This is a genomic window from Vibrio sp. 99-70-13A1 (genome assembly GCF_013114625.1).
In the GTDB taxonomy this organism is placed as follows: domain Bacteria; phylum Pseudomonadota; class Gammaproteobacteria; order Enterobacterales; family Vibrionaceae; genus Vibrio.
On the sequence record NZ_VTXD01000001.1, the window covers coordinates 87,693 to 104,562 of the forward strand.

Annotated in this window: 18 protein-coding genes; 1 reads left to right on the forward strand and 17 read right to left on the reverse strand. The window is 42.0% G+C overall.

The features are described 5' to 3' along the window. The first annotated feature begins 150 nt into the window (after positions 1-150). A complete protein-coding gene (locus tag F0226_RS00405; RefSeq protein WP_171733771.1) occupies positions 151-720 on the forward strand; it encodes a UPF0149 family protein in 570 nt (189 codons plus the stop codon). A gap of 132 nt (positions 721-852) precedes the next feature. On the opposite strand, the gene F0226_RS00410 is transcribed toward F0226_RS00405, so the two are convergent. From F0226_RS00410 to aspS, 17 genes are all read right to left on the reverse strand, one after another. Further along, positions 853-1,896, reverse strand: a complete 1,044-nt coding sequence (locus F0226_RS00410; protein WP_171733772.1) for a potassium channel family protein — start codon at positions 1,894-1,896, stop codon at positions 853-855. Between the two features lie 180 nt (positions 1,897-2,076). Next, a complete protein-coding gene (gene nadA, locus F0226_RS00415) occupies positions 2,077-3,138 on the reverse strand; it encodes a quinolinate synthase NadA (RefSeq protein ID WP_171733773.1) in 1,062 nt (353 codons plus the stop codon). A gap of 127 nt (positions 3,139-3,265) precedes the next feature. Beyond that, positions 3,266-4,048 carry a tol-pal system protein YbgF gene (gene ybgF / locus F0226_RS00420; RefSeq protein ID WP_171733774.1) on the reverse strand — a complete coding sequence of 261 codons (783 nt, stop codon included), beginning with the start codon at positions 4,046-4,048 and terminating at the stop codon, positions 3,266-3,268. Between the two features lie 33 nt (positions 4,049-4,081). Beyond that, positions 4,082-4,627 carry a peptidoglycan-associated lipoprotein Pal gene (gene pal, locus F0226_RS00425; protein WP_137372503.1) on the reverse strand — a complete coding sequence of 182 codons (546 nt, stop codon included), beginning with the start codon at positions 4,625-4,627 and terminating at the stop codon, positions 4,082-4,084. 45 nt (positions 4,628-4,672) lie between these two features. After that, positions 4,673-6,025, reverse strand: coding sequence for a Tol-Pal system beta propeller repeat protein TolB (gene tolB, locus F0226_RS00430; protein WP_171733775.1), 1,353 nt, complete (start codon positions 6,023-6,025; stop codon positions 4,673-4,675). Positions 6,026-6,037: 12 nt separating this feature from the next. Continuing rightward, positions 6,038-7,108, reverse strand: a complete 1,071-nt coding sequence (gene tolA / locus F0226_RS00435; RefSeq protein ID WP_171733776.1) for a cell envelope integrity protein TolA — start codon at positions 7,106-7,108, stop codon at positions 6,038-6,040. Positions 7,109-7,121: 13 nt separating this feature from the next. Continuing rightward, on the reverse strand, positions 7,122-7,565 hold the full coding sequence (locus tag F0226_RS00440) for an ExbD/TolR family protein (protein ID WP_171733777.1): 444 nt from the start codon (positions 7,563-7,565) through the stop codon (positions 7,122-7,124). Between the two features lie 3 nt (positions 7,566-7,568). Next, positions 7,569-8,252: a protein TolQ gene (gene tolQ, locus F0226_RS00445; RefSeq protein ID WP_171733778.1), complete on the reverse strand. Its 684-nt coding sequence runs from the start codon at positions 8,250-8,252 to the stop codon at positions 7,569-7,571. Next, complete coding sequence (gene ybgC / locus F0226_RS00450; RefSeq protein ID WP_345776499.1) at positions 8,242-8,667, reverse strand: tol-pal system-associated acyl-CoA thioesterase; 426 nt, start codon at positions 8,665-8,667, stop codon at positions 8,242-8,244. The genes tolQ and ybgC overlap by 11 nt, the downstream gene beginning before the upstream one ends. Positions 8,668-8,816: 149 nt before the next feature. After that, positions 8,817-9,119 (reverse strand): cyd operon protein YbgE, encoded by a 303-nt coding sequence (gene ybgE, locus F0226_RS00455; protein WP_171734016.1) that lies wholly within the window; start codon positions 9,117-9,119, stop codon positions 8,817-8,819. Positions 9,120-9,132: 13 nt separating this feature from the next. After that, complete coding sequence (cydX, locus tag F0226_RS00460) at positions 9,133-9,240, reverse strand: cytochrome bd-I oxidase subunit CydX (RefSeq protein ID WP_000270284.1); 108 nt, start codon at positions 9,238-9,240, stop codon at positions 9,133-9,135. A 32-nt stretch (positions 9,241-9,272) separates the two neighbouring features. Continuing rightward, positions 9,273-10,409 (reverse strand): cytochrome d ubiquinol oxidase subunit II, encoded by a 1,137-nt coding sequence (gene cydB / locus F0226_RS00465; protein WP_171733780.1) that lies wholly within the window; start codon positions 10,407-10,409, stop codon positions 9,273-9,275. A 15-nt stretch (positions 10,410-10,424) separates the two neighbouring features. After that, positions 10,425-12,011: a cytochrome ubiquinol oxidase subunit I gene (gene cydA, locus F0226_RS00470; RefSeq protein ID WP_171733781.1), complete on the reverse strand. Its 1,587-nt coding sequence runs from the start codon at positions 12,009-12,011 to the stop codon at positions 10,425-10,427. 559 nt (positions 12,012-12,570) lie between these two features. After that, positions 12,571-13,578 carry a Holliday junction branch migration DNA helicase RuvB gene (ruvB, locus tag F0226_RS00475; protein WP_171733782.1) on the reverse strand — a complete coding sequence of 336 codons (1,008 nt, stop codon included), beginning with the start codon at positions 13,576-13,578 and terminating at the stop codon, positions 12,571-12,573. A gap of 51 nt (positions 13,579-13,629) precedes the next feature. Next, positions 13,630-14,244 (reverse strand): Holliday junction branch migration protein RuvA, encoded by a 615-nt coding sequence (ruvA, locus tag F0226_RS00480; RefSeq protein ID WP_171733783.1) that lies wholly within the window; start codon positions 14,242-14,244, stop codon positions 13,630-13,632. A gap of 109 nt (positions 14,245-14,353) precedes the next feature. Continuing rightward, positions 14,354-14,875 carry a crossover junction endodeoxyribonuclease RuvC gene (ruvC, locus tag F0226_RS00485; RefSeq protein WP_171733784.1) on the reverse strand — a complete coding sequence of 174 codons (522 nt, stop codon included), beginning with the start codon at positions 14,873-14,875 and terminating at the stop codon, positions 14,354-14,356. Between the two features lie 159 nt (positions 14,876-15,034). After that, complete coding sequence (gene aspS / locus F0226_RS00490) at positions 15,035-16,807, reverse strand: aspartate--tRNA ligase (RefSeq protein ID WP_171733785.1); 1,773 nt, start codon at positions 16,805-16,807, stop codon at positions 15,035-15,037. Positions 16,808-16,870: the final 63 nt, after the last annotated feature.

Here is a 16,870-nt window from a genome sequence, read left to right on the forward strand (position 1 = left end):
TTTCTTTAAAGACGACCGTATATGCATAATTCTTCGTAGTTTTCTTTTTAGTTTAAACTATCGAGAATAATCTGCTACTTCAAGCTTTTTAGTTCCTTCTACGATTGTTATCATAAACGCAATATCCTCTTTTCTTTACGGTATCTAACTTTGACTCTACAAGACATTCTTGCGCTTCCTGAACTTCAAGGAAAGCTTCTAACAGAAAGTAAAACTCTTGGCTTTGTCACTTCAATGGCGTCAGCTCCTAATGTGTTAACTCCGCATGAGTGGCTACCTTTTTTATGGGGCGGCGAAGAAGTTGCACCTTTCAGTGATGGTGAACAACTTGAGTCTTACATCGAGGTAATTATCGAACTTTGGAACAGTACTCGTCCTGCATTAATTGAAGGCACTTGGACTTGGCCTGAAGCTTGCAAACTTGATGAAGAAGAAGTTGTGAATAGCGAAGCTCGTGATTTTTGTGAAGGTTTTCTGCAAGGCTGGCAAGTGTCTCGTGATGACTGGGAAACATTAATGCCTGAAGATAGCGAAGATAATGCTTTGCTTGGCGGTGTATTACTCTCATTAAGCATGCTATTTGACCCTGATACTTCTATTGCAACATTAGCAGAACAAGGCATCGAAGGTTTGGAGCAATTTGAAGAGATCTTCAACGCTGTACCAGTAATGCTATGCGGAATCACTCAACGTGGTATTGCGCTTGCTGAAGAGCAATAATACTAGGAGAATATGTGACTGAAACAGATCAGTTACCGCCTTCTCCAGTGCAAAACTAAAAAGGTCTCAGTATTTCTGAGACCTTTTATTTTACGATGCCATCAACGCAAAATTAACGCTGTGTGACTAAATTTATTTCTCAACGTTTAATGACTTCCAATCAAAGTTATCAATTCTTTCATCAGCAATATAAAACAGCTTAGTACCTGCAGCTATAGCTGTGCTGAGGTCTGGATTCAGCTCTATTCCGTTACCTACATCAATAGCAATTAAAGTCGCTTGATAATCAGTTTTAAACATCGAAAAGATAGGTGAAACCGTGATTGTTGGCGAACCTTCTGGGTAGTACGTTGAGTATTGAGTCATTCCCCTAGTGGAACTAAGTAACTCTTGATGCAAAGCACTTGAGCCTGGGTCAACCGCGGCTTTTGCTAACATTTCAGCACCCACAGCCGGAATACATTCTGAATTAGGACAATGCTGATGAAGAAGGTCACTCAACGCTTCATCTTTAAAGTAAACCAGCAAGTGTGCTTTGGGGTTTCGATTAGCACAGTATAGAGCGGCAGAAAGTGTAATATCATCTTCAGGGTTATCGATAAGAATACAGCTCGCACTCTCTATCCCTGTTTTTTCCATTTCTTTACCATCAGTATAGCTATTGACCTTAACGAAACTGATTTCTCCAGGTAACGGGTTTTCGATATCTGAACGAGTACACAAAACAATAGGTCTTCTACCTGTTTCTTCATGTTGCAGCATACGAATAAGGTGTATGGTTCTTTGCTCATTCCACCCTAGCATCAAGATATGATTTTCCACCCGTACTCTCCTTTTTCCTAATAAACCAGCTCGCCAATAATGGATGCCTTCAGTGGCTAATTTGCCAAGTATCCCCGCAAATAGACTTAAGCCTCCAGGTATTACAAATAAAATCACAATCCAACGTCCTAAGTCGGTCGTTGGTGACATATCACCATAACCAACAGTAGAACCCGTTACTACAAGGTAATAGATAAAAGTTGTGAACGACTCTGTTAACGCTATTTCATTTGCAGCCACTAGGAGTAACCATGATAAAACGGAGTACCCTAGAAAACTTAGAAATAAATTTTTCCCATTCAGTACAAAAACATTTGCCTGTACCCAACGTTTTAATTGTAGCCAAATCATCATGTTAAATTACTTTTCGACCTCTTATGGCTTACTTTATGGTTCATAATGCTTCACCGCTATGCCAATTTCAACTTCAACTTCAACTTCAACTTCAACTTCAATAAGCGAAACATATAAATAATGAAGCAGATACAAAAAAACCAGCCAATGCTGGTTTTTGTTGATATGGCTTAATGGCGCTTAAGCATTACCTTTCACCTGAAGATTAAGCTGTTCTGCAAAGTCCAACATTCGATTCAATGGGATCAAAGACTTTACTCTTAACTCTTCAGAAACGAAGATTTCATGCTGTTCACCACCGTTTTCAAGTGCATTTTCGATCGCTTGTAAGCCGTTCATTGCCATCCATGGGCAATGAGCACAGCTACGACAAGTTGCACCAGCGCCTGCAGTAGGAGCTTCAATCAATTCTTTTTCAGGTACCAACTGCTGCATTTTGAAGAAAATGCCTTTATCAGTCGCCACTATCATTTGCTTATGAGGCAGCTCTTTTGCTTTCTTAATCAACTGGCTTGTTGAGCCAACAGCATCTGCAAGTTCAACCACACTAGCTGGTGATTCAGGGTGCACAAGAATTGCGGCTTCAGGGTAAACTGATTTCATTTTCTTCAGAGCATCTGCAGAGAATTCATCATGGACAATACATTCACCTTGCCAAAGCAGCATGTCTGCACCTGTTTGGTTGGCAATGTATGAGCCTAAATGGCGGTCTGGTCCCCAAATAATTGGCTTACCTTCAGCATCTAAGCTTTCTACAATCTCTAGAGCAATACTTGACGTGACTACCCAGTCAGCACGAGCCTTCACTGCTGCTGAAGTATTGGCATAAACAACAACGGTATGGTCAGGGTGAGCATCACAAAACTCAGAGAATTTATCAGCGGGACAGCCTAGATCTAATGAGCATTCCGCTTCTAATGTTGGCATTAAGATACGTTTTTCAGGAGTCAGAATTTTTGCAGATTCGCCCATGAAACGTACCCCAGCAATGATCAAAGTACTTGCTGAATGACGGTTACCGAATTTAGCCATCTCTAAAGAGTCACCGACAAAACCACCGGTTTCTTCAGCTAACGCTTGAATTTCAGGATCTGTGTAATAGTGTGCAATTAAAACAGCGTCTTTTTCTTTTAATAGCTGCTTAATGTTTGCAAGATGCGCCAATTTTTGAGCATCACTAAGTGGTACTGGCTTTGGCGGAAAAGGGTAAACGGTTTCAATTTTGTCTAGTATGTGGCTCATTGCTCTTGCTCTATGCAACTTCCTATAATACGAGCATTCTACACCTGAGAGGCATAAGGATCAAAAAGGATTATGGATAGGGATAAAATGAAAAAAGAGGCGCTAAATGCACCTCTTCTTTTATTCACTATAAGTGAGTCTTAGCGACTTTAGCTGAAGCACTATTTGGGTACTCAGCGACCACTTGTTGATAATACTTTTTAGCCTGTTCTTGATTATTATTTCTAGCTGAAATATCACCAAGTTTAACTAAAGCATCTGCTCGTTTATTCGAATCAGAGTAAGCAACTACAGCGGCGAAACTTTTTACTGCCTCTTTGTCTTGCTTCTTAGCAAAATAAAGCTGCCCTAACCAGTAATGCGAGTTAGGCGTAAACGTCGAATCAGGAAAGTCTTTTTGGAACTGCTGAAATGCAGCAATCGCACCAGTATAGTCGCGTTGCTTTAAAATCATATCTACAGCATTTTGATAAGCAGTTTGCTCATCAACATCCGTACTAAAAGTACCGGTAGAATCACCAGGTTCAGCTGCGTTATCAACTGAAACAACCGCGTTACCTGAGGTTTTCACTTCATTGCGTACACGATCTAATTCGATAAACAATTGACGTTGGCGTTCCAACATTTGCTGCATATCATAGCTATTTCGTTCTAGCTGACCACGCAGTTCACTGATTTCAAGAGACATCTCATCAATTTGCTGTTGCATCTGCAACTGAACTCGATTTCGGTTCTGCAATAATCTTTCAAGACGTTGAATATCAGATTCGCTAGTGGCGGGACTAGAAGAAGTTGTAGAGGTTGCGGTAGAGTTATTGATTTCTGATACTGGAGCTGGTGCAGCGAACACTAAGTTCGCTGCACTTGCCAGTAACGTAAGCATAACTGCTCGCTTAGTGTTACTGAACATGAGGCAATTCCTAAATTAGATAATTTACTAAGATTAGTAAACTAGTACTGCACGACGGTTTTTAGCGTACACATCTTCAGATTGACCTAGAAGAAGCGGCTTCTCTTCACCGTAGCTTACGATAGAGATTTGGTCTGCTTGAACACCTAGAGCTTGCAGGTATTTTGCAACAGCTTCAGCACGGCGCTCGCCTAGTGCGATGTTGTACTCTGGAGTACCACGCTCATCAGCGTGACCTTCAATAGTTACGCTCATGTTCACGTTTTTGCTTAGGTAAGCAGCGTGAGCAGAAAGCATAGCTTCGTAGTCACCAGCGATAGTTGAGTTATCAAAAGCGAAGTAAATAGTTTGAGTTTCGCGTAGTGCTTGCTCTTTTAGCTCTTGCTCTGAAAGTTGACCATTAGCGTCAATTGGAGTTACAACAGTTGTATCTACAGTGTTGTTGCCTTCTGAACCAGTCGTTTGGTTAGTTTCAGTACCAGAAGTTGAAGAAGTTGCGTCATCACTTGAGCTACATGCTGTTACTGCCATTACTGGTAGTGCAATCATCAAGCCTTTAAGAACTTTATTAAGTTGCATCTTATTTTTCCTTACGTTATCAAACTTAGTTTTTAACTATTTACGCTATAAAAACGGAGACCATGCAGGCGCTCTTACACGCCCATTTGTTGCCGGTAATCTAGCTTTAAATCGTCCATCAATAGAAACCATTGAAAGCACGTTTGTCTTGTTATAAATGGAGCTATAAATAACCATACCACCATTTGGTGCAATGCTTGGAGACTCATCCAGTAATGTTTTAGTCAACACTTGAACAGCCCCAGTTTCCAAATCTTGTTTAGCCAGATTAAACCCTGAATTACTGCGATTCACCATAATAAGGAATCGACCATCAGGCGTTATTTGACCACCTAAGTTTTGGCTGCCTTGCCAAGTAAGACGAGTTGTCGAGTTGTCTGTCAAATTTACCCTATAAATCTGAGGTTTACCACCGCGATCAGAGGTAAATACTAACGACTTCCCATCTGGATACCAGAATGGTTCAGTGTTGTTAGAGCGCCCGCGAGTTATCTGAGTTAGTTTTTTACTTTGGAGATTCAGAGTATAAACTTGCAAACTGCCAGTCTTAGAAAGTACCAAAGCTAATTCTTTTCCATCAGGAGAGAATCGTGGCGCACCATTGTGACGAGGATATGACGTTACTTTTTCTCGCTCACCTGTATAGATATTCATTATAAATATCTCGGCTTGACCATTTTGGAAACTAACATAAGCAAGCTTCTGACCATTAGGCGACCATGCTGGTGACATTAAAGGCTGTTTTGAACGTAAAACTAAACGCTCATTAAAACCATCATAGTCAGCTACTCGTAATTGATACGGGTACTTATCTTTATCATTGACGACTACATAAGCGATACGAGTTAAAAAGGCACCCTTTTCTCCAGTCAGTTCTTGATAAACTAAATCTGAAATTCGATGCGCATATTCTCTGAGTCGTTCACCTGTAATCGTGGCACGTTTATTAAATAGGACGTGGTCCTTAGATAAAACTAACTGCCCTTCATCGCTTAACGCTCTGCTTTGCCCATTTGTCAGTTGACCGCGCACAATATCAATAAGTTGATAGTTAATGACGTATTCACCCGCAGCATTCTGGCTAATTGAGCCAGTTAGCAGCGAATCTACACCAAGCGTTGTCCACGCATCAAAGTTCACATCAGCTTCACTGTAAGGAGTCTGAGGCATTTTGCTGGTTGCAACAGGGCTGAATTTACCACTTCGTTGTAAATCAGAAGCGATAACAGCAGAGACATCATGAGGAAGAGGCTTAGCTCCTTCCCATTTGAACGGAACAATTGCAATTGGTCGAGCTGAGTTTATACCATCTGTAATGACCAGCTCTAAAGCAGCTTGTGCATACTGACTGCTCGTTGCTATTACAAATGCAAAACTTAGTAATAGTTTCTTAAACACGGGTTCATCCTTTTACTCTGGTAAAACAGTTAAGTTTATGTTTTTAATTGAATTTACAACATCTGGGTCTTTCGGTAATGGATAAGACTTTACTTGTGCGACAGCTCGTTTTGTTGCTGCGCATAATCGACTATCTCCATCTAAGATGGAAAGGTTACCTAAAATTGCAGTGGTTCCCGTTGGTATTAGTTTCAAGTTAACTTTGCAAGACTTGCCTCGAAAGCTGTCTTCAACCAATAAATTTTGCTTAATTAACTGTGTATAAATAACTCCGTAACGATCCGCCTCGGAGCTTACAAATTGTTGTCTTGCTGATGTATTCTGAGATGACTCAGTTTCAAGACCAGCAAAAATATCATTTAAAGCGGCTTCTTGAAGTTTGCGCTCTTTTTCAGCTTTATCTGCAGCCTCTTTTGCTTTACGGGCCTTTTCCTCTGCAGCCTTTGCTTCTTTCTCTTTTGCTATGCGCTGTTTCTCAGCAAGTTCCGCCGCTTCTTTTTCTTTGCGTGCTTTCTCTGCCGACGCTTTTGCAGCTTCTTCTTTCGCTATACGTTCTTTTTCTGCTTTTGCAATTGCAGCCTCTTTGGCAACTCGCTGCTCTTCAGCTTTACGAACTGCGGCTTCTTTCTTCTTTCGTTCTGCTTCAGCTTTCGCCGCTTTTTTCTTCTCACTTTGCAAACGAACTTCTTCAGCTTTTCGTTGTTTTTCTTTCTCTACGCGGATTTTCTCAGCTTCTCTTGCTGCTTTAGCTTCTTTAACCTGCTTTTCTTTTAGCTTGCGTATATTTTCTTCTTCAGCTTTTCGATTACGTTCTAATCTTTCAGTTTCTCTGCGCAGCTTATCTAAACGTTCCTGTTCTTTCTTGCTCGCCTCTTCTCTTTGCTGACGAATTTGATTCGCTTGCTGACGCACTAATTGAGGATCAATAACTACCGCCTGAACCATTTGACCACTAGGTTTTGGTTCAGATGAATTAAAATCAGCTCCGAATATTAAAGCTGCGACTAGCACTGAGTGTAAACTCAACGAGACCACTAACGGCTTGCTATAGCTGCTCGCTTTATTTTTATTATTAACTTTCATGAATGCTACGGAGCTATTTCCCTATATCCGTTAGAAGACCCACTTTTGGGACACCTGCACGGCTTAGTTCATCAAGAAGAAGGACGACCTCGCCATAAGGTGTTGAAATATCGCCACCCACTGCAACTGGAGAGTTGGGATTAATGGTTAACTCGGCTTTTACTCGAACAATGACATCTTCAAGTGATAAACCACGTTGAACATCTTCATTATTAACACTAAGACCTAATAGCCCTTCGCTATCCACCTCAACAATAATAAAGCTGGAATTATCCTCACCCAGTAATTCAGGAGCAGACTTAGCCGTTGAAGCATCAGGAAGTTCAACATCCACTCCCTGAGTAACGAATGGCGAGGTCACCATAAAAATGATAAGCAAAACGAGCATAACGTCGATGTAAGGCACGACGTTAATTTCAGCTGTCATTTTGCGTTTTTTTGGTTGGTATCCCGCCATTATTTATTCCCTACCAGCCATTGCTTGGCGGTGAAGAATACTATGAAACTCTTCAGAAAAAGTGGCGTAGTTGTGTTCGAGCTTGCCTACTCGGCTGCTGAATCGGTTATAAGCCATTACAGCTGGAATAGCGGCAAATAAGCCCATCGCGGTTGCAATCAAAGCTTCTGCGATACCAGGTGCAACCATAGCTAACGTCGCTTGCTTTACTTGTCCAAGAGCAATAAAGGAATGCATGATCCCCCAAACAGTACCAAATAAACCAATATAAGGACTAATTGAACCAACGGTTGCTAAAAATGGTAAGTTTGTTTCCAATTCATCGACTTCACGCGCGACAGCTACGCGCATTGCGCGCCCAGTTCCTTCCATAATGAAGTCCGGCGAAGCCGCGTTTGACTTACGAAGGCGAGCAAATTCCGTAAATCCCGCATAGAAAATTTCTTCTGTGCCAGACAACTCATCTTTTCGTTTATTACTTTCTTGGTATAACTTCGCTAGATCGACACCAGACCAAAATTTATCTTCAAACACATCAGTTTGTTTCGTTGCTTGGGATAAAACCTTGCTTCTTTTGATGATCATTGCCCATGACGCAACTGACATTCCCATAAGGGTAAGCATAACGAGCTTAACCAATAAGCTTGCATCAAGGATAAGATCTAAAATTGAAATATCAGCTGTCACTGTTGTTTAACTCCGAAAGAATAAAGGTTGGTATAGCTTTGGGTTTCATTTTTTGATTGTCGATACATGCTACCTTAACCATTGCTTTACACAATACTTTGCCACCAGGATTTACGATTTCCTGACAGAATGTAAGCGAAGCTCGCTTCTGTTCAGCAATAGTTGTTGTCACTTTTAATGAATCATCAAGACGCGCACCTTGGATAAAATCAATATCCATGTGTCGGACAACAAAACCTATACTTTGTTCTAATAAAACTTGCTGATGCACACCAATAGATCGCAGTAGCTCAGTTCGAGCTCTTTCAAAGAACTTAAGATAATTTGAATGATAAACCACTCCACCAGCATCGGTGTCTTCGTAATAAATAGTGATTGGCCACGTGAAAGGTTTGGATAAGCCCTGCAAATTTATACCATGCTATAGAAACTAATAAAGGTATCACTATAACTCAAGTCGTTGGCTTTGCTAGTTCAGCGGAAGTAATTTTTTGATTTGCGTGGTAAAAAAAAGGTCATCTGAATTAGATGACCTTTTTTTGAACAAAAACTAAACTGTTAAATTTATGACATTCTTTGTACTGTTAGGTAAAGCAATATTGCAAGCGAGAAGTATGGGCTAAACCAAACTTGCCAGAACCATGCTCTTGGCTTAAAGCCGATACCATAAACCATGCTCGAGCATACAGCCCAAATAAACAAAGGGCCAATTACAGCATTAAAGCCACCAATGCTATTAGCATAAGCCTCAGGTTCCCACATGACTAAACCTACATGTAAAAAGCCAAGCACCAAGGACAAAACTCTTAATAAGGTTTTATCCATAGGCTTATGTAGCTTATTTACTATGCCGTTAAGCTTAGTCACTTGCCCAGTGTTGCTACTCACTGTCTTTATCCATCATTTCTGAATGCTCTAACCAAAGAGCATTAATGATGCCGAATGCACATGCTAGAAGTACACCCAAAATCCATGCGAAATACCACATAAACGTTCTCCTAAGTAATTTAAACTTTCGGCTTAGTAAGCTGAAACGTCGTTATCTTCGATGTGTTTCTTATCTAAGCGACCAAACATCTTGTAGTATGTCCATGTCGTATAGCCCAAGATCACTGGAACCATTACGAAAGCGACAGCTGTCATCAAGTTCAAGCTTAATTCACTTGCTGTTGAATCCCACATAGTCAAACTATGATTTGGGTTCAAACTTGAAGGCATTACAAATGGGAACATTGCAAAACCAGCCGTTAAAATAACACCTGCGTTTGTAAGACTTGAGAATAAGAATGCAAATCCACCACGATCAAAACGTGAAGCTATTGCAGCCAGCACAGGCATCGCAACACCTAGGATTGGAGCTGCCCATAGCGCTGGGTAAGCTTCAAAATTTGCCATCCAAGCACCCACTTCACGTGCAACTTCTTTGTTTAGTGGGTTAGAAGCAGCCATCGTATCGATAGTACTTGTAATCACATAACCTTCAATGGATTGAACCCAAACACCACCAACGGCAAACAATGCAGCAATAATAATGCCTGCAACTTGTGCGATAGTACGAGAGCGTGCTTTGACATCGTCAGTCGTTTTCATTTGCAGCCAAGTTGCACCTTGCAGAATAAACAGCGTTAAACTTAGAACACCACAAAGCAGAGCAAACGGGTTGAGCAAACCAAAGAATGAACCATGGTATTTAGACATCAGTAAATCATTCAGATCAAATGGTACACCTTGTAATAGGTTACCAAATGCGACACCAAAAATGATTGGTGGTACTGCACCACTGAAGCAGATTGCTCCATCCCATAAGCTACGCCATTTTGGATCTTCGATTTTCGAGCGGTAATCAAGACCAAGTGGTCGAAGCCAAAGGGCAGCAAGAGCAACATACATAGCTAAATAGAAGCCAGAGAAAGACGTTGCATAGACCAATGGCCACGCAGCAAATAGCGCACCACCAGCTGTAATTAACCAAACTTGGTTGCCGTCCCAGTGTGGAGCGATCGTATTGATCATTACACGACGTTCAGTATCATTTTTTCCGATAACAGGAACAAGCGCGCCTACGCCCATGTCAAAGCCATCAGTTACAGCGAAACCAACCAGTAATACACCGATCAGAACCCACCAAATAAGTCGTAAGATTTCGTAATCAAACATTTGTTATTCCCTCACTTATACTTCGACTTGACGGCTTACTTTGTCTTCGACAGAGCTTGCTTCTTGTTCAAAGTGGTAACGGCCTGTTTTTAAACTACTTGGACCTTTACGTGCGAATTTAAGCATTAGATAAACTTCAGCAATTAGGAACACTGTGTACAGTGCAAGAATTGCAAATAAAGATGTCCACAGCTGTTCAATCGTTAGCGCTGACGCTGCCACATTGACCGGTAGAATTTCACCTACTGCCCATGGTTGACGACCAAACTCTGCAACGAACCAACCCGCTTCAATCGCAATCCAAGGAAGTGGGATTGAGAATAGTGCTGCTTTCAGTACCCATTTCTTTTGTTCGATTTTCTGACGGCACGTTTGAATAAACGCAGCACCAAATACAAACAACATGATGAAACCACAAGCAACCATTAGACGGAATGACCAGAATAACGGCCATACAGTCGGGATTGAATCATCCGCGGCCATTTGAATTTGTTCTTCAGTTGCATCAACAACTTCTTCTGTATAACGCTTCAGAAGTAAGCCGTAACCAAGATCACCTTTAACTTCATCAAACGCGGCTTTGTTCTCTTCAGAACGGTCGCCTGCACGTAGTTTTTCAAGAAGTTCATATGCGTACATACCGGTACGGATACGATCAACGTGATCGTCACGTAGATCACGTAAACCAGTCACTTCTGTATCAAAAGAACGAGTAGCGATAATACCCATTACATAAGGGATTTTTAGTGCGTAATCAGTATGCATTGTCTCTTGGTTTGGAATACCAAACACAGTAAATGCAGCAGGTGCTTCTTCTGTGTGCCATTCAGCTTCAATCGCTGCTAGCTTCACTTTCTGAACTTCACCAAGCTCGTAACCAGATTCATCACCCAATACGATAACTGACAATATAGCAGCCATACCGAACGAAGCGGCAATCGCAAATGAGCGACGAGCAAAAGCAAGGTCACGACCTTTAAGAATGTAGTATGAGCTGATACCAAGAATGAACATCGCACCTGTTGTATAACCTGATGCAACAGTGTGAACGAACTTCACTTGCGCTACTGGGTTAAGAACAACTTCAGCAAAGCTTACCATTTCCATACGCATGGTTTCGAAGTTGAACTCGGCACCGACAGGGTTTTGCATCCAGCCGTTTGCGACAAGAATCCATAACGCTGAAAAGTTAGAGCCAAGCGCTACCAACCAAGTTACCGCTAAGTGCTGACGCTTTGACAATCTTTCCCAACCAAAAAAGAAAAGACCAACAAAGGTAGATTCAAGGAAGAATGCAACAAGCGCTTCAATCGCCAGCGGGGCACCAAAGATGTCGCCAACATAGTGAGAGTAGTAAGACCAGTTAGTACCAAACTGAAACTCCATAGTCAGGCCTGTAGCCACACCTAGAGCGAAGTTAATACCAAACAATTTACCCCAGAACTTCGTCATGTCCTTGTAAATTTGTTTGCCAGTCATTACATAGATAGACTCCATGATGGCTAGTAAGAACGCCATACCTAAAGTCAATGGAACGAATAAGAAGTGATACATCGCTGTAAATGCAAACTGCAATCGCGATAGATCAACAACATCAATCATGGTAGCTCCTTTGTGTCGGCTGATTGACACTTTTGTGATTCTTTACTGCAAAACGTCCCTGTTAACCAACAAGATCACTTGTTATTAACACTGAGCAATTTGTAGCAAAAATGTACCGTTATAGTTAGATTATTGTTAAGCACTAGCTAATATAGCTATGGCTAATATTACTGGTAAAATCAGTATGTTTCAAAAGATTTATAGGGGTTTCTTGCGTTGATTTGAGTCAAGTTTCCAGTCGCAAGTTAGAGGTATTTTTGTACAATTATGATAAAAATCACAGCAATGCTAACTTTATTAATATTAACCGACAATACACGTGACAAAATTACGTCACCCCAGCAACACGAACATTACTTATACCTCCAAAGTGTTAACATGGCTTGTTATCTTTTGTTTCAATTTAATGACCTATACAAAAATAAGAAATCTATGTTCTCATTAATGATCACTTACCTTCCTTAGCTCATTGTCTCAACTTTTCACTGGCGACATAAAAAAAGCCTAGCTGATAATCAACTAGGCTAATAAAACTTTATGCACATTGAATCTAGGCAGGTTAATCCTTTTCAATTCCAAAATGAAGGTAGGCTCGATCTGTGGCAATTCGCCCCCGAGGAGTTCGTTGTAAATACCCCTGCTGAATTAAATAAGGCTCTAACACATCTTCAATCGTATCTTTCTCTTCACCTATCGCCGCAGCCATGTTGTCTAAACCAACAGGACCACCACCGAATTTTTCCATGATCGCTAGCAATAATTTTCTATCCATGTAGTCGAAGCCTTTAGCATCGACATCAAGCATATTTAGCGCCTTATCTGCCACGTCAGGGCAAATATGACCATCACCTTTTACTTCCGCATAATCGCGTACGCGCCTTAGTAGTCGGTTAGCAATTCGCGGCGTACCACGCGCTCTTCTTGCTATTTCTAAGGCACCTTCCGACTCCATTGATAAATTCAAGCAATCAGCGCTGCGCTGAACAATATGCTGTAGATCAGGAATTTTGTAATACTCTAAACGCTGTGTGATCCCGAATCGGTCTCGTAATGGTGAGGTTAGAGAACCCGCGCGAGTTGTTGCACCAATTAAGGTAAAGGGTGGTAAATCAATCTTGATTGAGCGTGCTGCAGGGCCTTCACCAATCATGATATCTAACTGGTAATCTTCCATTGCTGGGTAAAGCACTTCTTCAACAACTGGGCTTAGACGATGAATCTCATCAATAAACAGTACATCGTTTTCTTCAAGGTTAGTTAACAGCGCAGCTAAATCACCAGCCTTCTCTAAGACTGGACCAGAAGTAGTGCGGATATTCACATCCATCTCATTGGCGACAATGTTAGCTAAAGTCGTTTTACCCAAGCCTGGAGGACCAAAAATCAGTAAGTGGTCTAATGCTTCACTACGCAATTGTGCCGCTTTGATAAAGATCTCCATTTGGTTACGCACATGATCTTGACCTCGGTAATCAGCAAGTGCTTTTGGTCTGATCGCACGATCAATAACGTCTTCATCTTTAAAAACTGGATTATCAGGGGCGATTAGGCGATCTGCTTCAATCATAATTGTTTGGAACCTTACATTCGTTTATCAGTGGTATTAGCGGTCTAATCACTAAACCATTGACTTAAGCGCGTCTCGAATCAACTGCTCACTTGTCATGCCTTCTTTAGCAATCTGTGAGATAACTTTTGAAGCAATCGCTGGTTTATAACCTAACGCCAACAGTGCACTCACCGCTTCATCTTCAGCATTATGAGCAACGCTAGCCACTGAATCAATTGGAGCTGCATCTGTTGCAGGCGTAAATAAATCACCAGCACCCCAGCCTTTCAGGCGATCTTTCATTTCAACAACCAAACGCTCGGCAGTCTTCTTACCGACACCCGGCAGTTTAACCAGCGTAGAGATATCTTCACGCTCAACACTTTGTACGAACTGGCTAGCAGTCATACCTGATAAAATGCCCAAACCAAGTTTAGGACCAACCCCATTGGCTTTGATAACTTCACGAAATAGTGCTCGTTCTTTTACAGTATTAAAGCCGTAGAGTAACTGCGCATCTTCACGAACCACAAAATGAGTATAGATAATCGCTTCTTCACCAACTTCAGGCAGTTCGTAAAAACAACTCATCGGCATTTGGACTTCATAGCCAACGCCACTTACCTCAATCAATAGTTCAGGAGGTTGTTTTTCAATAAGAGTTCCGCGAAGACGTCCAATCACAGGGTGTTCCTTTGGAGAGATAAATTATGAGATTTCTGATGATAATAAATAACTGGATGGATAGCCAGTTAAAGCAGAAATCTTAGGAGGTTTAAGTATATCTTTCTGATTATTTGTATCGCCCTTTTCGAGCGCCTGTTGCCTTACCAGCCAATGCGATTAAGGTTTTGTTGGTATTAGCATGAGTAATGGCAACACCGAGAGCATCGGCAGCATCGGCTTGTGGTCTCGCAGGGAGTTTAAGCATGCTCATCACCATGTTTTGAACCATTAACTTATCTGCACCGCCGCTTCCTGTTACCGCTTGCTTGATTAACCTTGCCGCATATTCATGGACGGGTAAATCTGCATTCACCGCTGCTACAATCGCACTACCACGAGCTTGGCCAAGTTTAAGTGCTGAATCGGCATTCTTCGCCATGAACACTTGTTCGATCGCGAATACGTCAGGCTGAAACTGAGTAATGATCTCACTCACGCCCGCATAGATTTGCTTTAAGCGACCTGGCAGTTCTTTTTCGGAGGTGCGAATACAACCGCTACCTAAGTAATATAGATGGCGACCATTTTGACGGATCACGCCATAGCCGGTAATACGAGAGCCAGGGTCAATCCCTAAGATAATAGACATAACTTCAAATACTGATTATTTATACATGCTTTATGAGCTTAGTATATCGAACGCAAAAAAAAATGCCCGTCAAATTAACGGGCATTTCGTTGTTCTGCGAAAGAAAAAGTTCTATCAAAAACTCGTTGCTTGATTAGAAAGTTGAGCTTAATCGTTTGATTAGTCTTCTTTCTTCGCTAAGTTAACAGCGATTGCTAGCTCTTCCAGTGATGCTGGGTTTGCTAGGCTTGGCGCGTCTGTTAATAAACATGCTGCAGCTGTTGTTTTCGGGAATGCGATAACGTCACGGATGTTCTCTGTACCACAAAGAAGCATTGCTAAACGGTCAAGACCGAAAGCTAGACCTGCGTGCGGTGGCGTACCGTACTTAAGCGCTTCAAGTAGGAAACCGAACTTCTCTTGCTGTTCTTTAGCTTCGATACCTAGGATACCGAATACAGCCGTTTGCATTTCTGCGCTGTGGATACGTACAGAACCGCCGCCTACTTCGTAGCCGTTGATTACCATATCGTATGCATCAGAGTTAGCTGCAGCTGGGTTTGCTTTTAGCTCTTCCGCGTTCACACCAAGTGGTGATGTGAATGGGTGGTGCATTGCGTGAAGGTTGCCTTCGCCATCTTCTTCGAACATTGGGAAATCAATAACCCAAAGAGGAGCCCACGCTTTCTTGTCTGTTAGCTCTAAGTCATCACCTAGCTTGATACGAAGTGCGCCCATTGCTTCAGCAACGATGTTCGCTTTATCTGCACCAAATAGGATGATATCGCCAGATTCAGCTTGAGTGCGCTCAAGAAGACCGTTGATTACGTCTTCGTTTAGGAACTTAGCAACTGGAGATTGGATACCTTCCATGCCAGCAGCACGGTCGTTAACCTTCATCCAAGCTAGACCTTTCGCGCCGTAGATACCTACGTGCTCTGCGTAACCGTCGATTTGCTTACGAGTCAGCTTAGCGCCACCCGGTACACGGATTACTGCTACGCGACCTTTTTCGTCGTTTGCAGGGCCAGAGAATACTTTGAACTCAACATCTTTCAGTAAGTCAGCAACGTCTACTAATTCTAGTGGGTTACGTAGATCTGGCTTATCAGAACCGAAACGACGAATCGCTTCAGAGAATGGCATTACTGGGAATTGACCCAGTTCAACATCCAGAAGCTCTTTCCACATATCGTGAACGAGCTTTTCAGTGATGTTACGTACTTCTTGAGAAGACAGGAATGATGTTTCGATATCGATCTGAGTAAATTCAGGCTGACGGTCAGCACGTAAATCTTCATCACGGAAACATTTAACGATTTGGTAGTAACGGTCAAAACCAGACATCATCAGCAGTTGCTTGAACAGCTGAGGAGATTGAGGAAGTGCGTAGAAGCTACCTTTATGAACACGGCTTGGTACTAGGTAGTCACGAGCGCCTTCAGGTGTCGCTTTCGTTAGTACTGGTGTTTCGATGTCTAGGAATAGGTTCTCGTCTAGGAAACGACGAACGAAGCTAGAAGCACGTGCACGAAGCTTAATACGATCACTCATTTCTGGACGACGAAGATCGATGTAACGGTACTTTAGACGCTGTTCTTCAGAGTTCGTTTGGTTGAAATCCAGTGGAAGCGCTTCTGAACGGTTGATGATCTCAAGGCCAGTTGCGTAAAGCTCAACTTCACCCGTCGCCATATCTTTATTTACTTGGCTGTCAGGACGAACACGTACTTCACCAGTAAATTTGATACAGAATTCATTACGCAGTTGGTTAGCGATCGGGAAGATATCTTTCATATCTGGATCGACAACAACCTGAACGACGCCTTCACGATCTCGCATATCGATAAAGATAAGACCGCCTAAATCACGGCGACGGTTTACCCAGCCGCACAATTCTACAGTTTGTCCCGCCAGGGACTTGTTCAGGTTACCACAGTAATGGGTACGCATAATGAATTTCCCAATCTCTTAATTATTTACTAGTTTCCAAGCTGTCAGTGGTCATTCCACACA

What these genes read in the sequence shown, in the direction of transcription:
- F0226_RS00410 (WP_171733772.1), bottom strand. Translation starts at nt 1,896, where the DNA reads ATGATGATTTGGCTACAATTAAAACGTTGGGTACAGGCAAATGTTTTT.
- nadA (WP_171733773.1), bottom strand. Translation starts at nt 3,138, where the DNA reads ATGAGCCACATACTAGACAAAATTGAAACCGTTTACCCTTTTCCGCCA.
- ybgF (WP_171733774.1), bottom strand. Translation starts at nt 4,048, where the DNA reads ATGTTCAGTAACACTAAGCGAGCAGTTATGCTTACGTTACTGGCAAGT.
- pal (WP_137372503.1), bottom strand. Translation starts at nt 4,627, where the DNA reads ATGCAACTTAATAAAGTTCTTAAAGGCTTGATGATTGCACTACCAGTA.
- tolA (WP_171733776.1), bottom strand. Translation starts at nt 7,108, where the DNA reads ATGAAAGTTAATAATAAAAATAAAGCGAGCAGCTATAGCAAGCCGTTA.
- F0226_RS00440 (WP_171733777.1), bottom strand. Translation starts at nt 7,565, where the DNA reads ATGGCGGGATACCAACCAAAAAAACGCAAAATGACAGCTGAAATTAAC.
- cydX (WP_000270284.1), bottom strand. Translation starts at nt 9,240, where the DNA reads ATGTGGTATTTCGCATGGATTTTGGGTGTACTTCTAGCATGTGCATTC.
- cydB (WP_171733780.1), bottom strand. Translation starts at nt 10,409, where the DNA reads ATGTTTGATTACGAAATCTTACGACTTATTTGGTGGGTTCTGATCGGT.
- cydA (WP_171733781.1), bottom strand. Translation starts at nt 12,011, where the DNA reads ATGATTGATGTTGTTGATCTATCGCGATTGCAGTTTGCATTTACAGCG.
- ruvB (WP_171733782.1), bottom strand. Translation starts at nt 13,578, where the DNA reads ATGATTGAAGCAGATCGCCTAATCGCCCCTGATAATCCAGTTTTTAAA.
- ruvC (WP_171733784.1), bottom strand. Translation starts at nt 14,875, where the DNA reads ATGTCTATTATCTTAGGGATTGACCCTGGCTCTCGTATTACCGGCTAT.
- aspS (WP_171733785.1), bottom strand. Translation starts at nt 16,807, where the DNA reads ATGCGTACCCATTACTGTGGTAACCTGAACAAGTCCCTGGCGGGACAA.